14 protein-coding genes and 1 tRNA gene are annotated in these 18,371 nt (G+C 71.5%); 10 read left to right on the top strand and 5 right to left on the bottom strand.

Annotated features, from left to right (window positions below):
* The first annotated feature begins 328 nt into the window (after positions 1-328).
* Positions 329-1,822 carry an MFS transporter gene (locus tag CTZ28_RS17940; RefSeq protein WP_121890435.1) on the top strand — a complete coding sequence of 498 codons (1,494 nt, stop codon included), beginning with the start codon at positions 329-331 and terminating at the stop codon, positions 1,820-1,822.
* Positions 1,823-1,857: 35 nt separating this feature from the next.
* Here CTZ28_RS17940 and CTZ28_RS17935 read toward each other — a convergent pair whose 3' ends face one another.
* From CTZ28_RS17935 to CTZ28_RS17925, 3 genes are all read right to left on the bottom strand, one after another.
* Positions 1,858-2,745, bottom strand: coding sequence for a cellulose-binding protein (locus CTZ28_RS17935; RefSeq protein ID WP_121890434.1), 888 nt, complete (start codon positions 2,743-2,745; stop codon positions 1,858-1,860).
* Positions 2,746-2,891: 146 nt separating this feature from the next.
* Positions 2,892-5,600: an SUKH-4 family immunity protein gene (locus tag CTZ28_RS17930; RefSeq protein ID WP_121890433.1), complete on the bottom strand. Its 2,709-nt coding sequence runs from the start codon at positions 5,598-5,600 to the stop codon at positions 2,892-2,894.
* Positions 5,601-5,607: 7 nt separating this feature from the next.
* Entirely contained in the window at positions 5,608-6,606 is a 999-nt protein-coding gene (locus CTZ28_RS17925) for an SMI1/KNR4 family protein (protein ID WP_121890432.1), read from the bottom strand.
* A 299-nt stretch (positions 6,607-6,905) separates the two neighbouring features.
* Here CTZ28_RS17925 and CTZ28_RS17920 point away from each other — a divergent pair, with 299 nt between their 5' ends.
* Together CTZ28_RS17920 and CTZ28_RS17915 are read left to right on the top strand one after the other, a co-directional pair.
* Positions 6,906-7,457, top strand: a complete 552-nt coding sequence (locus CTZ28_RS17920; protein WP_121890431.1) for a YwqJ-related putative deaminase — start codon at positions 6,906-6,908, stop codon at positions 7,455-7,457.
* A gap of 118 nt (positions 7,458-7,575) precedes the next feature.
* Positions 7,576-8,070 (top strand): SUKH-3 domain-containing protein, encoded by a 495-nt coding sequence (locus tag CTZ28_RS17915; RefSeq protein WP_121890430.1) that lies wholly within the window; start codon positions 7,576-7,578, stop codon positions 8,068-8,070.
* 68 nt (positions 8,071-8,138) lie between these two features.
* Here the strand turns inward: CTZ28_RS17915 and CTZ28_RS17910 are convergent, their stop codons facing one another.
* Positions 8,139-9,452 carry a sensor histidine kinase gene (locus CTZ28_RS17910; protein ID WP_121890429.1) on the bottom strand — a complete coding sequence of 438 codons (1,314 nt, stop codon included), beginning with the start codon at positions 9,450-9,452 and terminating at the stop codon, positions 8,139-8,141.
* A 166-nt stretch (positions 9,453-9,618) separates the two neighbouring features.
* Between CTZ28_RS17910 and CTZ28_RS17905 the strand changes: the two genes are divergently transcribed.
* The 7 genes from CTZ28_RS17905 (at position 9,619) to CTZ28_RS17875 (ending at position 15,399) form a co-directional block, all read left to right on the top strand.
* A complete protein-coding gene (locus CTZ28_RS17905) occupies positions 9,619-10,491 on the top strand; it encodes a terminase gpP N-terminus-related DNA-binding protein (protein ID WP_121890428.1) in 873 nt (290 codons plus the stop codon).
* An 11-nt stretch (positions 10,492-10,502) separates the two neighbouring features.
* Positions 10,503-10,573 (top strand) — tRNA-Gln (locus CTZ28_RS17900).
* A 127-nt stretch (positions 10,574-10,700) separates the two neighbouring features.
* Positions 10,701-12,149 carry a bifunctional UDP-N-acetylglucosamine diphosphorylase/glucosamine-1-phosphate N-acetyltransferase GlmU gene (glmU, locus tag CTZ28_RS17895; protein WP_121890427.1) on the top strand — a complete coding sequence of 483 codons (1,449 nt, stop codon included), beginning with the start codon at positions 10,701-10,703 and terminating at the stop codon, positions 12,147-12,149.
* A gap of 128 nt (positions 12,150-12,277) precedes the next feature.
* Entirely contained in the window at positions 12,278-13,258 is a 981-nt protein-coding gene (locus CTZ28_RS17890; protein ID WP_121890426.1) for a ribose-phosphate diphosphokinase, read from the top strand.
* A 228-nt stretch (positions 13,259-13,486) separates the two neighbouring features.
* Entirely contained in the window at positions 13,487-14,080 is a 594-nt protein-coding gene (locus tag CTZ28_RS17885; protein ID WP_121890425.1) for a 50S ribosomal protein L25/general stress protein Ctc, read from the top strand.
* A 162-nt stretch (positions 14,081-14,242) separates the two neighbouring features.
* The gene (pth, locus tag CTZ28_RS17880) at positions 14,243-14,845 is read left to right on the top strand and encodes an aminoacyl-tRNA hydrolase (protein WP_121890424.1); all 603 of its coding nucleotides are present in this window, start codon (positions 14,243-14,245) and stop codon (positions 14,843-14,845) included.
* 65 nt (positions 14,846-14,910) lie between these two features.
* Entirely contained in the window at positions 14,911-15,399 is a 489-nt protein-coding gene (locus tag CTZ28_RS17875) for a hypothetical protein (protein ID WP_259471680.1), read from the top strand.
* 193 nt (positions 15,400-15,592) lie between these two features.
* Here CTZ28_RS17875 and ppc read toward each other — a convergent pair whose 3' ends face one another.
* On the bottom strand, positions 15,593-18,325 hold the full coding sequence (gene ppc, locus CTZ28_RS17870; protein ID WP_121890422.1) for a phosphoenolpyruvate carboxylase: 2,733 nt from the start codon (positions 18,323-18,325) through the stop codon (positions 15,593-15,595).
* Positions 18,326-18,371: the final 46 nt, after the last annotated feature.

The raw sequence follows: 18,371 nt of genomic DNA, 5'->3' as shown, positions 1-18,371 counted from the left end.
GCCGGCGAAGGTGCCGCGCGCTGGTGCACAGCCCCGTCTTCTCCTGGGGAAAACCCCACCCCTGCTGTGCGGAGCGCCGCCCCCCAGCGGCATAAAGCCAGGTTAAGGACGACGGCGGCGGCTCTCGTCCTCCGCCGGGACGAACCCTCCCCGGGCCTCAGTACGGAGATACCCCTAGGGGCCGTCCACCGCCGGGAGGAGCCCTTCTCGGGGTCGGCTCCACCCTCCGGCCAAGGAAGCCTGCACCCTCCCGCCGCGTCAGGGTCAAGTGGGAAGCTGTCGTAGGCCGGATGGATGCACAGGGAAACCAATCAGGGGAGGGACTCCGGTGGGCAGCACGAAACCCGCGATACGGGACGCCGCTCAGCAGGCCGGGACGGGCCGCCGGGGCGCGGTGGTCGCCGCCCTGATGCTCGCGATGGCACTGGCGGCGCTCGACTCCACCGTCGTCTCCACGGCCGTCCCGCAGATCGTCGGCGACCTCGGTGGCTTCTCCGTCTTCTCCTGGCTGTTCTCCGGCTATCTGCTCGCCGTCACCGTCACCCTCCCCGTCTACGGCAAGCTCTCCGACACCTTCGGCCGCAAGCCGGTCCTGGTCGCGGGCGCGGCCGTCTTCCTGCTCGGCTCGCTGCTGTGCGCGCTCGCCTGGAACATGGGGGCGCTGATCGCGTTCCGCGTCGTACAGGGCCTGGGCGGCGGGGCGCTGCAGGGCACCGTGCAGACGCTCGCCGCCGATCTGTACCCGCTGAAGGAACGCCCGAAGATCCAGTCGAAGCTGTCGACCGTGTGGGCGGTGTCGGCGGTCGCCGGTCCGGGCATCGGCGGCGTGCTGGCGACCTACGCGGACTGGCGGTGGATCTTCCTGGTCAACCTGCCCATCGGCGCCGCGGCCCTGTGGCTGATCGTCTGTCATCTCCACGAGCCCGCGCGCGAGCCGGGCACACGCCCGCGCATCGACTGGGCGGGCGCGCTGGCGGTGTTCGCGTGCGGCGGGGCGCTGCTGACCGCGCTGGTGCAGGGCGGAGTGGCATGGGCGTGGCTGTCCGCGCCGTCCCTCTCCCTGTTCGCCACGGGCCTCGCCCTGATCGCGGTCGTGGTGTGGGTGGAGCGCCGGGCGGCGGAGCCCATCATCCCCGGGTGGGTGTGGCGGCGCCGTACGATCGCGGCGGTCAACCTCGCGCTGGGCGCGCTCGGCCTGCTGATGGTGGCACCCACGGTGTTCCTGCCGATGTACGCGCAGTCAGTGCTCGGCCTGGCCCCCGTGGCCGCCGGATTCGTGCTCTCCGTATGGACCCTGAGCTGGCCGGTGTCGGCGGCGCTGAGCCAGCACGTGTACCGGCGCATCGGCTTCCGCGACACCGCGCTGCTCGGCATCGGCACGGCCACGCTGATCCTGTTCGCGTTCCCGTTCCTGCCGTACCCGGGCTCGGCGTGGCAGCCGACACTGCTGATGCTGCTGCTCGGCGCCGCGCTCGGCCTGTTCCAGCTGCCACTGATCGTCGGCGTCCAGTCGACCGTCGGCTGGGCGGAACGCGGCACGGCCACCGCCTCCGTCCTGTTCTGCCGCCAGACCGGCCAGACGGCCGGCGCCGCCGTGTTCGGCGCGATCGCCAACGGCGTGCTGGCCGCCCGGCTGGGCGGCGCGGGCGACCTGGACACGGTGACCCGCTCCCTGGACTCCGGCACCGCCCCGGAGTCCACCCGGCACGCCATCGCCGAGGCGGTGCACGCGGTGTACCTGGGAGCGGCCTGCGCGGCGGCCCTGGCCTTCCTGGCCCTGCTGCTCCTCGCGCCGCGCCGCTTCCCGGTACTGAAGGACTGACACCCGAGGCCGGACGCAACACCGCGCGGGCCGCGTCACTCCCAGGCGGTACGCCCGGTCAGGGAGGCAAGGCTGTTGCGCACACGGTCCAGCTGCGCCTGCATGTCGGCCCACGCCGCGCTGTGCTCACACAGCACCCGCTCGGTCTCGCGCGCGATCCAGTCCTCCCGCACGCGCGCCTCGGCGACGATCTCGGCGGCACGCGCGTGTGCCTCGTCCTGGCACCGCCGCGCCGCCTCCCGCGCCTCCCCGAGCTCCCGCTGCGCCGCGCCCACCGCGGCCTCGGCCCGGGCCACGGCCTCGGTGTCCCCGCTCTCCCGCGCCGCCGCCAGCTCGACGTCCTCCTGGTCCGCCTCGGCCCACCGCACGGCATGCTCCTTGGCCTGCTCGGCGAGCATCCCGGCGGTCCGCTGCCGCACGTCCCGCAGCGCGGCGAGGGCCTCGCTCCGCCGCTCCTTCACCTCGCGCCGGGCCCCGACGCGTGCGTCGTCCGCCTCGGCCTGCGCATCGAGAAGCCGTCGGCGGGCGTGTTCCTCGGCCTCCGCGCGCAGGGCGTCCGCCGCGTCCTGGGCCGCCCGGCGCACGCCGAGCGCATGCTCCTCGGCCCGGGCAAGCTCCTCCCGCGTCGCGCACCGGGCCGACTCCCGCAGGTCCGCCGCCTCCTCCAGCGCCAACCGGAAGACACAGCACGCACGCTCCCCGAGCGTCTCGTACGTCTGCGGAGCGAGCCCCGCGACCGTCTCGCGCAGCCGCTCCACCTCCGCCTCCATGTCCTTGGCGAGTACGGTCAGCCGCGCGGCCCGCTCCCACGCGGCGTCCCGCTCCCGCGAGAGCGCCGCCGTGCACGCGTCCACCTGCTCGGGGCGGTAGCCGCGCCCCCGGACGGTCAGGAAGCCCTGCGATGCCATCGATACGCCGTTCATCCTGGAACCCCTCTCCACCGAACACACACGAAATGATGATTTCGCGCGCATCATGATGAATCGGGCGCAAGGCGCCGTGACACGCAAAAAGGGCCGGATCCGATCACTCGACCGGACCCGGCCCCCACGGGCTCACGCGTACGCGACTACAACAGGCCGTCCCACATCTGCTCCAGCAGCACCGACCACCAGCTCTCCGGCGAACCGAGCGCCGCCGGGTCGAGCGAGGCGAGCTGAGCCTGGAAGTCGACGGTCCAACGGCCCGCCTGCTCCTGGTTCAGGCCGTACCGCAGCCGCCACATCCGGCCGAGCAGCGCCAGACAGCGGGCGAACTCCAGCAGGCCGGTGTTCACGAACTGCGGCGGCACCGGCGCCCCGCCGGGACCCGCCTCGACCGGCACGGCGACGATGTTCGCCGTCCCGTACTGCACGCAGACCGCCCGGCCGAAGTCGGTGCCCATCACCAGGTACGAGCCCGCGTCCGAAGCGGGCTGCACCCCGCGCTCCTGCGCCAGCTCCGCCAGCGTCGGCACCGGACGGCCCGGCTGGGCCTGCGCCCAGAAGAACGGCCCCAGGTCCACCGGCAGTCCGGCCACCACCAGCGTGTGCGCGACGATCGGCGGCACGCCCTGCCGGGACACCGCGGCCTGCTCGAAGTGGAACACGCCCGGCCCGAACGCGGCCGCCAGTTCCTGCGCGACCCCCTCCGGCGGCACCGGCGGCGCGGCCTGCACCGGAGGCAGCGGCGCCCGCACCGGCGCCGGCCGCGCCGGACCGTCCGCCACCTGGTGCAACTCGCCTTGGTGCGCGAGCAGTTGCTGCATGCCCTGCTGCCGGCTCGCACGGTCCGTGCCGTACGGCGCGATGCTCGTGATCCGCGCCTGCGGCCACTGCTCCCGGATCATCCGGGCACAGTAGGCGCCCGGCAGTTCGCAGGACTCCAGCTCCGTGTGCAGCTCCAGCACCTGGTCCGGCGGGACGTTCATGGCGCGCAGCTCATGGAAGATCTGCCACTCCGGGTGCGGCGTGCCCGGCGCCGAGCGCCGGATCAGCTGCTGCTCGGAACCGTCCTGCGCGCGGTAGCGCAGCACGGCCTGATATCCCGGGCCGACCGTGGGCTGCGCCTGCTGCGGATAGCCGTACCCGGGCGGCATCGGCTGCGGGGCGCCCGGGGGCATCCCGGGAGCACCCTGGGGCGGCGGCGGAGGCGCGCCCGGACCACCCACCGGGGGCCCGGCCAGCACGGTCTCGGCATGATGCACGGGCGACGGCTGCGGAGCACCGGGAACGGGAGGCGCACCCGGCGGATTCGGCGCGCCAGGGGCACCCGGAGGCATCCCGGGAGCACCCTGAGGCGGCGGCAGAGGCACGCCCGGACCACCCACCGGGGGCCCGGCCAGCACGGTCTCGGCATGATGCACGGGCGGCGACTGCGGAGCACCGGGAACGGGAGGCGCACCCGGGACACCCGGGGCTCCGGGCGGCTGCGGGGCGCCCCCGCCCGTGCCGCCGCCGGCCATCCGGTTCGGGTCGGCCAGCACGGTCGCCGCGTGGTGCACGCTGCCGGGAGGAGTGTCACCCGGGGCACCCGGCGGCTTCGGGCCACCGGGCGGATTCGGCGCGCCAGGGTCGCCGGGGGCCCCGGGGCCGCTGCCGCCGGGCCCGTCCGGGCCGAGCGACGACACCAGCTGCGTCCGTACGTACCCACCGGGCGGCGTACCCGGCCCGGCAGGCGGCGGCGTGCTGCCCGGCCGCACACCCGGGGCGCCCGGAGCACCCGGCGGCGGAGGCGGCGGCGGCACGCCCACGCCGCCACCACGGCGCGGCGGCGGCGCGGCCTTGCTCGTGGCGGCGTCCGCGATGTCACCCGCGTCGGCCGGAGGCGCAGCGCCCGGACCGGCGGCAGCGGCCCCGGACCCCTGCGGGTAGCCGTACGGCGGTACGCCGGGAGGCGGCGGGGTGCCGGGCGCGGCCGGACCCTGTGGATGGCCGGCCGTCGGCGACCCGAACGCGCCCGGCGGAGGCGGCGGAACGCTGCCCTGCGGACTCGGCACCGGCGGCGGCGTACCGCCCTGCGCTCCGGGCGCGTTCGGGTCGCCGACGGCCGGTGTGACCGCCGTACGCGGCAGTTGACTGCCGCCCGCCATCAGCGCCGTCTCGGCGTGCGGCGCGACCGCGGGCGGCGCAGCGGCGTCGTCGTCCGAGTCGCCCAACGGCGGCGAGAACACCGTCGCGGGCAACGGCACCGAACGGTCGTCACCGGCGTCCGCGTTGGTGTCCGTACCCGCCCACGGCGTCGCCCCCACCGGCGCACCCGGCGACACCGGGACAGCACCGCCGTCACCACCGCCCCCGGCAGCCGGCCACGCAGGACCGGCGCCGCTCCCGGCGCCCGAAGGCGCCGCCGGCACGGGCGGCCCGGCCGGGACCCCGGCCTGGGTCTCGGGCAGCGCATCACCACCCGCCGCCCGCCGGTCCGCAATACCCAGCTTGTCGGCCGCCTCCTGAAGCCACTCCGGGGGACTCAGCAGGAACGACGTCTGATTCAGATCCACCCGTACCGCGGGCGCCGGCGGCGCCTCGGCGAGGGACGCCGCACGGCCGTACTCCTCCTCATACCGGCGAATCACCTCACCCACCGGCAACGCCGGCCACAGCGTGGCCTCGCCACTGTCCCGGGCGATCACCAGCCGCTGCCCACCCGCGTCCGAACGCGGCCCCTCCGCCCGGTCCTCGCCCCACACCACGAAGCCGAGCTCGAACTCCCGCACCCGCACCTCACGATGCTGGTACCCGGGCACATCCCCGTTGATCCACTCTTCCGCGCGCTCCTGCGCCTGCGCGAACGTCACCATCGAAAGCTCACTCCCCCGCAGACCCGGCCGACGACACCGGCACCGCACGCGCGAAGCCGCCGTCCACCATCAGGTTCGCCACCGTCTCCAGCTCCGGCGGACTGCCCGCGAGCCGCGACAGAAAGACGTCGAAGTCCTCACCGCACGGCAGCAGCAGCCGCGCCACCCGCTCCGCCGGCGGCCCCGCCGGATCCACGTCCCGCGCATCGTCGTACGCGCCGAACCACACCGACCCCGTCCGCTCACCCTTGACCTTCACCGCGAGCAGCCCGCCCTGCACAAAGGCCACCCCCAGGTAATCCTTGGTCAGATGATCACGCAGGCACTTGTTCACATACACCAGGTCATTGACCGCCGCCTCGTCCCGCACCGTGAAGAACGGCTGGTCCAGCAGCAGACCCAACTCGGCGTCCAGCGCCGTGCCCACCGGCGCACAACCACCCGCCGCCTTCAGGAACGAGCGATACGCGCCCGGCAGCCGGTACCCCAGATCCTCCTCGACCCCCTGCACCTGCTGCTCGGTCACGGCCACACCCGACTTCGGCAGCCCGAAGTGCGCCGGACGCGTCTCCTGCAACGGCCGCGTGCCCCGCTTGCCCTGATCGACACGGGCCGTGGCGATCCCGCCGTGATGCCGCAGCAACGCCTTCACCTCGACCGGAATCAGCTCCAGCCGCCGCGAACCCGCCACGTGATGCCAGGTCCAGCCGTGCGGGGTGGCCACCTCCGGCACCGTGTCCCACAACTCGTGCCCCGTCGCCGACAGCGCCGCGTTCGCCGACACATAGTCCGTCAGCCGCAGTTCGTCGACACCGAAACCCTCCGGCGGATCCGCGATCTCCGCCGCCGCACGCGCATAGGACGAGAAGTCGGGATACCCGCGCTCGTCGACCCGTACCCCTCTCGGGTGACGTGCCGCCCGGACCGGATCCGGGAAATGCACGACCTGCCCGGCATAGGCCGCGTTCGGCGGCGCGGCCTGTTGCCCGAGCCGACCTGTCGTCATGGCGGTTGCCCCCTGCGGCACTCTGTACGGGCCGCAACCGCACCACGCACGGCGCGCCACCACCCGTATCCGACTGTCTCTCCAACGTCACCGACGCATAGACCGCGCCCATCGCGGTGCCGACAGCCTATGCGGTACACGGACACCGGTCACCGGGCTTCCGCTTCCGTGACCAGAGGTCACCCCACCGTCACAGCCTGCCCAAACCTGGGCGTGTCGCACCGCCCCAGCTTCCGCACCCGGCACGGCATTTGGCACTCTGTGTCCTTCGGGGGAACGCCCGGGAGGGAAAGACGATCATGAACGCGACGCAGACGGGACCACATGCGAACGCCCGCGCCGAAGCGCGGACCGGCCCCGCCGACAGCCCGTCGGGCGACCCCCGCATCGGCTGGAGCCACGCCGAAACACCCCACGCACCCACCCTGCTCCACCGCCGCGACGGCATCCTGCCGACCGTCGCCGCCGCCCTGTCCGTACGCGGCACCACCCTCACCGGCACCGCCGCCCGCGGCGACCAGAACCCCTCCCTGCACCCGCTCGTCCAGGACTTCCTCGACACGCTCACCAGCGACCAGCGAGACCGCTTCACCGGCCGCTGCGCCGAGACCATCCTCATCTCCCGCCACATCGCCACCGCCGACGCCGCCCGCAGCAAGCGCGCCGCCCGCAAGCCGATGACCAACGGCGAAGCCCGCAAAGCCCTCAAGCAGGCCAAGCTCACCACGCGCCGGATACGCGAGGACGGCGACCCCCTGCACGGCCACTTCGCCGCGCCCTGCCGCGCCTGCACCGCCCTGAGCGCCCACTTCGGCGTACGCGTCGTCGACCCGGCCACCGCGAACGGCTGAACACTCCCCGACCGGCATCCGTACCCCTCCCCGACACCCGCACGACCCGCACCGTGCACAGCACCCGCACGACCGGAACCACCCGTACCACCGCAAGATCTCGACGAACGAAGGGCAGATGCACCCCGACCGCACCACCTCCACCCGCTTCGCCGTGCCCGTCGACGCCGCCCTGCGCACAGCCGGCTGGCAGCCCGGACAGTGGGACATAAAACAGGCCGAGGCCTGGGCCGACGCCCTGCGCGCCCACACCTCACCCGCCGGCCACCGGCACGCCGTCTTCCCCGCCGCCGTCGAGGCCTGGGCCGAGTTCGGCGGACTCCGCATCACCCCCACCGGCCCGGGCCGCCAGGTCGCACCCGCCGCCCTGCACCTCGACCCGCTGCACGGCCTCCACCTCGCCCGCACCCTCGGCGACCTCGGCCGCGCCCTGAACACCGAGCTGTGCCCACTCGGCGAGGAGTCCGACACCGGCGCACTCCTCGCCATCGACGCCGAAGGCCGCGTCTACACCCTCGACCACACCGGCGACTGGTACCTCGGCCCCGACATCGACCGCGCCCTCGCCGCACTCATCGGCGGCATACAGCCGGTCCGGCTGACAGCGGGCTGACCCCGGCAGCGGAAACCGCCCGCCGACCCCCGAGCGGACGCCCGGCCGGCCCCACCGCACACACCCGCTCACACCGCCGGAATGACCGCCGAGACCCGGAATCCCCCCGCATCCGTCGGCCCCGACACAAAAACGCCGCCCAGCGCCACGACCCGCTCCCGCATCCCGAGCAGACCGTTGCCACCGGACGGCAGCTGCGCCGCCGACGCCGACCCGGGCTCGGGCGGCGGCTCGTTCTCCACCTGCATCGCGATCTCCGCACCGCGGTGCGCCAACCGCACATGCGTCTTCGCACCCGCCGCATGCTTGTGCACGTTGGTCAACGCCTCCTGGACCACACGAAACGCCGTCTGCTCGATCTCACGCGCATACGACCGCTTCTCACCCTCGACCGACAGACGCACCACCATGCCCGCGGCAGCCGACTGCCCGACCAACTCGTCCAGTTCCGACAGACACGGCCCGTCCCCCGCACCCTCCTCCGCCGCCGCCCGGGACGCGGCAGCGGCCGCAGCCACCTCCACGGCAGCCAACGGCACCGGCTCCGCACGCCGCACCGCGCCCTCCCCCGAACGCAACACGCCCAGCATCTCCCGCAGCTCGGTCAGCGCCTGCCGCCCCATGTCCCCGACCAGCACCGCATTCTTCACAGCCTTCTCGGGATCCTTCCGCGCCACCGCCTGCAACGCGGCGGCATGCACCACCATCAGGCTCACCCGGTGCGCGACCACATCATGCATCTCACGCGCGATCCGCGTGCGCTCCTCGTTACGCGCCCACTCGGCCCGCTCCTCGGCCCGCTCGGCGAGCAACTGCAGCTCACGCTCCAGACTGTCCGCCCGCTCCCGCAAACTCTCCATCAGCCGGCGCCGCGCACCCACATACAGCCCCAGGAGCACCGGAGGCGCCGTCAGACCGAGCGACGTCGTGATGGAGGCGAACGGCTCGAACCAGTCACCGAGCGTCAGCTCCCCGCGCGCCATGTCCTGCCGCACCCGCACGAACGTGACGATCATCGTCCCGACGAACGACATACCGGCCAGCGCCACGATGATCCGGCGCGGCAGCTCCGCGGCGGCCAAGGTGTACAGACCGACGATGCCCATCAGGAAGCCCATCTGGGCGGGCGTGATCGCGATCGCCACGAGAACTACGGCGATCGGCCACTTCCTGCGCACCAACAGCACCGAACCCGCGAGCAGACCGAACAGGACCCCGGCCGACAGCGGGATCCCCGCGTCCCGGGCGAACGGCACGCCCTCCGACGCGCACTCCGCGGCGGACACCACCGCGAGACCGCCGTCCAGCAGTGCGCTGCGCCACCTCGCCCACCACCACGGCCCGGTCACGGCCGTCGCGAGCTCATCCCCCGTTGTGGTCATGCGTCCAGCCTACGGGCGGCGGGCACCGCGTATCCGGCGAGTTTTGCGTACCCGCTCACACCACACGCCGTAATCGCACCATTGCGAAACCTCCCGTTATCCCTCGAACTGCTGAACCATGCCCGTTCGACTCCGGAACGGACCATTCCGGCCGGACGGTATGCCCATGGCACACGCACCCGGCAAATACACCGACTTCGAGGGACTACGAGAACAGGCGGTCGCGCTGCGACGCAGCGGCCACAGCCTCCGGCAGATCCGGGACGAGCTGAAGATCTTCAACAACGACCTCCTCAACCAACTGGTGAAGGGGGAACCACCACCCGAATGGACGAAACGCCCCCGCGCAAAGGACGACCTACGCGAGCGAGCCCGCGAGCTACGCCTCCAGGGCTGGACGTACGACCAGATCGAGGCGGAGCTGGGCTGCTCCAGGAGCTCGGTCTCACTGTGGGTACGAGACCTGCCGAGGCCCGAACGCACGCGCAGCCGCGAGGAGGCGGCGGCTATCGCAAGGAAGGGCTGGGAGGCGAAGCTCCGCATCCGCGACGCGGAGCGGCAACACACGAAGGAGACCGCCCGCAAGTCCATCGGCGACCTGTCGCCCCGCGAGCTGTTCCTGGTGGGAGTGGTTCTCTACTGGGCCGAGGGCGCCAAGGACAAGCCGTACAGCCGCCGCGAGAGGCTGCAGTTCATCAACAGCGACCCGAACGTCATCCGTCTCTTCCTTCGCTGGCTCGAAGTGCTCGGCGTGGAACGCGAACGCCTGCGGTTTCGAGTGAGCATCCACGAGTCGGCCGACGTGACGGACGCCGAGGAGTTCTGGGCGGGTCTGGCGGGTGTGGAGCCCTCCACCTTCCAGAAGGCCACCCTCAAGAAGCACAACCCGAAGACGAGCCGCAAGAACATCTCGGAGGCCTACCGCGGCTGCCTGATCATCTACGTACTCAGGAGCGCCGACTTGTACCGTCGCGTGGAGGGTGCCTGGTACGGCATAGTGGACTCTGCACGCGAGGCCGATCAAGAAAATCGGACATAGCGGAGTAACCATCCCGGATCGTCTAAAGGTAGGACAAACGGTTTTGGTCCGTTGAATGAGGGTTCGAGTCCTTCTCCGGGAGCCCACAGCGCACAAGACCTAGGTTCGGGTCCTGACAGTACTGTCGGGACCCGTACTCATGTCGCTCACGAAACGCCCCGGTATCCTGCGGATGTCACCTACACCCGTCAAAGCCGAAGGGCAACTCCGTGAGCGCCATTCGCCCGGCAGCCGTCGTCGTTCTCGCAGCGGGTGAGGGCACCCGTATGAAGTCGGCCACACCCAAGGTCCTGCACCAGATCTGCGGCCGCTCCCTCGTCGGCCATGTGCTGGCCACGGCACGCGAGTTGAACCCCCTGGACCTCGTCGTCGTCGTGGGGCACGCGCGCGAACAGGTCACCGCGCACCTCGGCGAACTCGACCCCCAGGCGCGGACGGCCGTACAGGACCAGCAGAACGGCACCGGGCACGCGGTGCGCATGGCCGTGGAGGAGCTGGGCGGCGCCGTCGACGGGACCGTGGTCGTCGTCTGCGGGGACACCCCGCTGCTCACCGGCGAGACGTTGCGGCGGCTCACCGAGGCCCACCACGCCGACGGCAACGCGGTCACCGTGCTGACGGCGGAGGTGCCGGACGCGACGGGGTACGGGCGCATCGTCCGCGACGGAGTCTCGGGTGCCGTCACCGCGATCGTCGAGCACAAGGACGCCGACGAGTCCCAGCGCGCCATCCGTGAGATCAATTCCGGTGTGTTCGCCTTCGACGGGCCGTTGCTCGCGGACGCCCTCGGCAAGCTGCGTACGGACAACAGCCAGGGCGAGGAGTACCTGACCGATGTTCTCGGGATCCTGCGGGAGGCCGGGCACCGGGTCGGCGCCTCGGTCGCCGGCGATCACCGGGAGATCGCGGGGATCAACAACCGGGTCCAGCTGGCGCAGGCGCGCCGTGTCCTCAACGACCGGCTGCTGGAGCGCGCGATGCTGGCCGGTGTGACGGTGGTGGACCCGGCGACCACGTGGGTCGATGTCACGGTGTCGTTCGAACGGGATGTGGTGGTTCATCCGGGTACCGAGCTGCACGGTTCGACGCTGATCGGTGAGGGCGCGGAGGTCGGGCCCCGTACCCGGCTGACGGACACCACGGTGGGTGCCGGTGCCCGGGTCGACACGACGGTCGCGGAGGGGGCGCAGATCGGTCCGGAGACGAATGTGGGTCCGTTCGCCTATCTGCGTCCGGGCACTCGTCTGGGTCCGAGGGCGAAGGTGGGCACGTTCGTGGAGACGAAGAACGCCGCGATCGGTGCGGGCACCAAGGTTCCGCATCTGTCCTATGTGGGTGACGCGACGATCGGTGAGTACACCAACATCGGTGCGGCGAGTGTCTTTGTGAACTACGACGGGCAGGACAAGCATCACACTTCGGTGGGTTCTCACTGTCGTACGGGTGCGGACAACATGTTTGTGGCGCCCGTCACGGTCGGGGACGGTGCCTATACCGCCGCCGGTTCTGTGATCACCAAGGATGTGCCGCCCGGTTCGCTGGCCGTGGCCCGCGGTCAGCAGCGGAATATCGAGGGTTGGGTGGCACGTAAGCGTCCCGGGAGCGCTGCCGCGAAGGCGGCGGAGGCGGCGTCCGGACCGGGCGGAAGCGAAGACTGACCGGAAACGGGTACGTGGAACTCGGCGTACCGTGATAAGTGCACATCCGCACCCCACCAGCTGAGTCGGCCTCTCACGCCCAGCCGAGAGGTCGCGGGCGGCTGAGACACCTCTGAGGAGACAGTGCTGTGACCGGGATCAAGACGACCGGCGAGAAGAAGTTGATGTTCTTCTCCGGCCGCGCCCACCCCGAGCTTGCCGAGGAGGTCGCCCACCAGCTGGGTGTCGGGGTCGTCCCGACGAAGGCCTTCGATTTCGCCAACGGTGAGATCTATGTGCGGTACCAGGAGTCGGCGCGTGGTGCGGACTGCTTCCTGATCCAGAGCCACACGGCTCCGATCAATAAGTGGATCATGGAGCAGTTGATCATGATCGACGCGCTGAAGCGTGCGTCGGCCCGCTCCATCACCGTGATGGTGCCCTTCTACGGTTACGCCCGTCAGGACAAGAAACACCGTGGACGTGAACCGATCTCGGCGCGGCTGATCGCGGACATGATGAAGACGGCGGGTGCGGACCGGATCCTGACGGTGGACCTGCACACGGACCAGATCCAGGGCTTCTTCGACGGCCCTGTCGACCACCTCTTCGCGCTGCCTCTCCTCGCGGACTACGTGGGCCGGAAGGTGGACCGCGCCAAGCTGACGGTGGTGTCTCCGGACGCCGGCCGGGTCCGGGTGGCCGACCGCTGGTGCGACCGGCTCGGTGCGCCGCTGGCGATCGTGCACAAGCGGCGGGACAAGGACGTGGCGAACCAGGTGACGGTCCACGAGGTGGTGGGCGAGGTCAAGGGCCGGGTGTGTGTGCTGGTCGACGACATGATCGACACCGGTGGGACGATCTGTGCCGCGGCCGACGCGCTGTTCGCGCACGGCGCGGAGGACGTCATCGTGACGGCGACGCACGGTGTGCTCTCCGGCCCTGCGGCGGACCGGCTGAAGAACTCCCGGGTGAGTGAGTTCGTGTTCACCAACACGCTGCCGACGCCGGGTGAGCTGGGCCGGGATCTGGACAAGATCACGGTTCTGTCGATCGCTCCGACGATCGCCAGTGCGGTGCGTGAGGTGTTCGAGGACGGCTCGGTGACGAGTCTCTTCGACGAGCAGTGAGGTTTCTGCGGAGGGCTCCGCGGGCTTGGCCGGTTGCCGGGTGCGCGGGGCGCTGAAGATCCTTTTGGGTGCGGCCTTTCTCGCCGAGTAGACTGCTGAAGTTGCTCGGCGAGGGAGGCCGTGTCCCGTTTTCGGCGGGGTGCGGTGGTCCGTTATCGACGCGCTCTTCGTAGCAGGCCGTTCGTGGCCGGGTGACCACATTCATATCCACCCCTACGAGGAGTGATCATGTCCGAGGTCAAGCTCGCCGTCGAGACGCGCACCGAGTTCGGCAAGGGTGCCGCGCGCCGTATCCGCCGTGACAACAAGGTTCCCGGTGTGCTCTACGGCCACGGTTCGCAGCCGCTGCACCTGACCCTGCCGGGCCACGAGCTGCTGCTGGCGCTGCGTACGCCGAACGTCCTGATCTCCCTTGACATCGACGGCAAGGGCAACGAGCTGGCGATCCCGAAGGCCGTGCAGCGCGACGCGCTGAAGGGCTTCCTGGAGCACGTCGACCTGCTGCTGGTCAAGCGCGGCGAGAAGGTCACGGTCGAGATTCCGGTGCACACCGAGGGCGAGCTGGCCCCGGGCGGCAACCTGCTGGAGCACGTCCTGGTCGCGCTGCCGGTCGAGGCCGAGGCCACCCACATCCCCCAGTCCGTCACGGTGTCCGTGGAGGGCCTGGCGGCCGGCGCCGCCGTCCACGCCAAGGACATCGTGCTGCCGTCCGGTGCGACGCTGGCGGTGGACGAGGACGCGGTCGTGCTGCAGGTTCTGGCCGCGCAGGCCGAGGAGGCCCCGGAAGAGGCCGCCGAGGGCGAAGTGACCGCCGAGGCCTGAGCCCGAGCGGCCCTGCGGGTGTCGCAGGGCCGGGCCCGCGTTGGTCGGGCGGCCGGCGCTGTCGGCTGTGCCCAGCGGTTCCGCCCTGCGGGACGACTGCCCACAGCGGTATGCAGCCGCTGCTTCCCCGGGGAGCAGCGGCTGTGTCGCATTTGAGGAGACATGGACGTGACCACCCCCGCCAGTGGCCCCTGGCTGATTGTCGGGCTCGGGAATCCCGGGCCGGAGTACGCCATGAACCGGCACAACGTCGGCTTCATGGTGGTGGACCTGCTCGCCGAGCGGATCGGCGGGAAGTTCAAGCGGGCCCCGAAGGCGCAGGCGCAGGTCGTCGAGGGCCGGATCGGTCCGCCCGGTCCGGCGAACCGGCGGGTGATCCTCGCCAAGCCGATGTCGTACATGAACCTGTCGGGCGGTCCGGTGACCGCGCTGCGGGACTTCTACAAGGTGCCGGTCGCGAACATCGTGGCGGTGCATGACGAGTTGGACATCGACTACGGCACTCTGCGGCTCAAGCTGGGCGGCGGGGACAACGGGCACAACGGGCTGAAGTCGATGACGAAGGCGATGGGGGCGGACTACCACCGGGTGCGGTTCGGGATCGGGCGGCCGCCGGGGCGGATGCAGGTGGCGGACTTCGTGCTGAAGGACTTCTCGTCGGCGGAGCGCAAGGAGTTGGACTACTTCGTGGACCGTGCGGCGGACGCGGTGGAGAGTCTGGTGACGGAGGGGCTGGAGCGGGCGCAAAGCTCGTACAACTCCTGACTTGTCCGGCCACCGGTGGCTTCCGGAGTTGACCGATCGGACGGCCATGGCCAATGATCCCGGCCATGCCAGCCACTGCCACCACGTCCCGTCAGACCTCGGTCGCCGCGCTGCGGTTCGGCCGGCTCGCGGCGATGGGGACGGTCACCGTGTTGCTCCTGATCGCCGGCGTGTGGGGGTCCTGGGGGGACGCACAGCACGTGATGCTGGCGAAGGGCCGGGAGAGCGGCACGGTCAAGGTGACGGACTGTGCGGAGGAGACCTGTTCGGGGCCGTTCACGCCGGTCTCGGCGGGGGCGGAGGCCCGCGAGGTGGTCATCGCGCGGACCGTCGCGATCCGCAAGGGCCAGTCGTACGCGGTGGTGGTGAAGCCGGGCACCGACGAGGTCGTACGGTCCGGTCCCGCCGGCATCCTCAACGCGTGGGTGCCGCTCGGCGGCGCGCTGCTGCTGGCCTCGGTGGTGGTCGCGGGCGGACTCCGGCTGAGCCGGATCGCCTGGATCCTCGCGGGTTCCGGACTCCTCCTGGTCACCGCGACCTTCATGACCCTCTGAACAACACCCGGTGCCCCCGGCTCGTGGAGCACGGGGGCACCCTCGTGTCGGGCAGCCGGGGTCAGCCGGTGTTGCGCAGGCCCGCCGCAACTCCGTCACGCTGCCGGCCGGCCGGGGCTGATCCACTGAACAACGCACGAGGGCGCCCCCAGCGCATGAAACGCGGAGGCACCTTCGTGTCGGGCAGCCGGGGTCAGCCGGTGTTGCGCAGGCCCGCCGCGACGCCGTTGACCGTCAGGAGCAGGGCACGCGACAGCACCGGGTCGGGCTGTTCGCTCGCGGCGGCCGCGTCGCGCTGTCGCTTGAGCAGGGTGACCTGGAGGTAGGAGATGGGGTCCAGGTAGGCGTCGCGGATGGCGAAGGTCTGCTTCAGCACCGGCTGGGCGTCGAGGAGTTCGTCCTCGCCGGTGATCCGCAGGATCTCGCGGACCGTCAGGTCGTGTTCGGCGGTGATGGTGTCGAAGACGTGCCGCAGTTCGTCGGGCACCAGGGTGTCGACGTAGTGGCGGGCGATCCGCAGATCGGTCTTGGCGAGCGTCATCTCGACGTTGGAGACGAAGTTGCGGAAGAAGTGCCACTGTTCGTGCATCTCGGTGAGGACGGTGTCGAGGCCGGCCTCGCGCAGTGCCTTGAGGCCGGAGCCGACGCCGAACCAGCCGGGGACGATCTGCCGGGACTGGGTCCAGCCGAACACCCAGGGGATGGCGCGCAGTCCGTCGAGCCCGGCGCCGGAGTCGGGGCGGCGCGAGGGCCGGGAGCCGAGGTGCAGGTCGGCGAGCTGGTCGACGGGGGTGGAGGCGAAGAAGTACGCCGGCAGGTCGGGGTCCTCGACGAGCCTGCGGTAGGCGGAGTGGGCGGCGTCGGAGACGGCGTCCATGGCGGCGTCCCAGCGGGCGAGTGCCTCCACGGACTGCCGGGGCGCGGTGTGCAGGGCGGAGGCCTGCAGGGTGGCCGCGACGGTCAGTTCCAGGTTCTCCCGGGCCAGCGAGGGCACGAGGTACTTGTCGGAGATGACCTCGCCCTGTTCGGTGACCTTGATCTCGCCTTCCAGGGTGCCCCAGGGCTGGGCGAGGATCGCGTCGTGGGAGGGGCCGCCGCCCCGGCCGACGGTGCCGCCGCGGCCGTGGAAGAGGCGCAGCCGCACCCCGTAGCGGTGGGCGACGTCGCGCAGCCGGCGCTGGGCGCGGTGGATCTCCCACTGGCTGGTGGTGATGCCGCCGAACTTGGAGGAGTCGGAGTAGCCGAGCATGACCTCCTGGACGTCGCCGCGCAGCGCGACGAGCCGCCGGTAGGACGGGTCGGCGAGCATGTCCTCCAGGATGGTGTCGGCGGCCTTCAGCTCGTCGGTGGTCTCCAGGAGCGGCACGATCCCGACCTTCGCCCAGCCCGCGTGCAGGTCGATCAGGCCGGCCTCGCGGGCGAGGACGGCGGCGGCGAAGACGTCGTCGGCGCCCTGGCACATCGAGATGATGTACGACTCGACGACCTCGGGTCCGAAGACCTCCAGGGCGCGCTTGACGGTCTGGAAGACGCCGAGGGTCTTCGCGCCGGCCTCGTCCACGGGTGCCGGGGTGGGCGCCAGCGGCCGGCGGGAGCGCAGTTCCTTGGCGAGGAGCTTGGCCCGGTATTCGCGGGGCATGTCGGTGTAGCGCCAGGACTCCTCGCCGAGCCGGTCGAAGAGCTGGCCGAGGGCGTGGTGGTGGGCGTCCGCGTGTTCGCGTACGTCCATGGTGGCGAGCTGGAGGCCGAAGGCGGCCAGGGTGCGGATGTTGCGGCCGAGGCGGCCGTCGGCGAACAGGCCGCCGCGGTGTTCCCTGAGCGAGGTCTGGATGAGCCGCAGGTCGCCGAGCAGCTCGGCGGTGCCGAGGTAGTCGCGGCCGGGTTCGTGGGGGGTGCCGGTGGCCAGCCGCTGCTTGGTGTTGACGAGCTTCTGGCGGATACAGGTGGCCTTGAGCCGGTAGGGCTCCTCGGCGTTGAGCCGCTTGTAGCGGGGGCTGATCTCCGGCAGCAGCTCCAGGTCGGTGCGCAGGGACTGGAGGAGTTCCTCGGTGGCGCCGGTGTAGCGGATGGAGTTGGACAGGAATCCGCGCAGTTCGTCGATCATCTCCAGGGCGTCGTTGATGCCGTGTTCGTGCTGGAGGATGAGGACGTCCCAGGTGACGTCGGGGGTGACGTTCGGGTTGCCGTCGCGGTCGCCGCCGATCCAGGTGCCGAAGGTGAGCGGCCGGGTGTGGTCGGGGAGCCGCACGCCGACGCGTTCCAGCTCGGCCGTCAGGTCCTCCAGGACGTCGCCGACGGCGCCGGCGTGCAGTTCGTCGAGGTAGTAGATGGCGTTGCGGGCCTCGTCGGCGGGTTCGGGGCGGACGACCCGCAGTTCGTCGGTCTGCCAGACCAGGTCGATGTTCTCGGCGAGCCGGGTGTCGTGGCGGCGGCGGTCGGCCTCGATGACGGGGGTCTCCAGCAGCGCGGCGATGCGCCGGAGCTTGTTGAGGACGGAACGGCGCGCGGCCTCGGTGGGGTGCGCTGTGAACACTGGGCGAACGTTCAGGTGCTCGACCGTCTGCCGCAGATGGTCGGGGTCGGCGTCCTTGAGGCGGTCGGCGGTGCGGGCGAGCAGGCTGCCCTCGGCCGCGCGGCGGGCCCGCAGTTCGCGACCGCGATGTACCTGTTCGGTGACGTTGGCGAGGTGGAAGTAGGTGGAGAAGGCGCGCACCAGCTTGGCGGCCGTCTCCAGTTCGGTGCCACGCAGCAGCTCGGCGGCGGCCTCGCCGTCCTCGCGGGTGAGGCGGCGGACCCTCTCGACCAGTTCGAGCAGCTCGGGGCCCTCCTGCCTGACGAGGGTCTCGCCGAGGAGGTCACCCAGTCGCCGGATGTCGGCGCGCAGCTCGCTGCTGGTCGTGGTGGTCTGATCGTCGGCACTGCTCACAGGTGCGGCTCCTTGCAGTGTTGAAGCTCGTCCGGGGAGGGAACCC

The sequence above is a fragment of the Streptomyces shenzhenensis genome (assembly GCF_003688995.1).
In the GTDB taxonomy this organism is placed as follows: Bacteria; Actinomycetota; Actinomycetes; order Streptomycetales; family Streptomycetaceae; genus Streptomyces; species Streptomyces shenzhenensis_A.
This window is presented reverse-complemented; position numbering and strand designations above follow the sequence as displayed.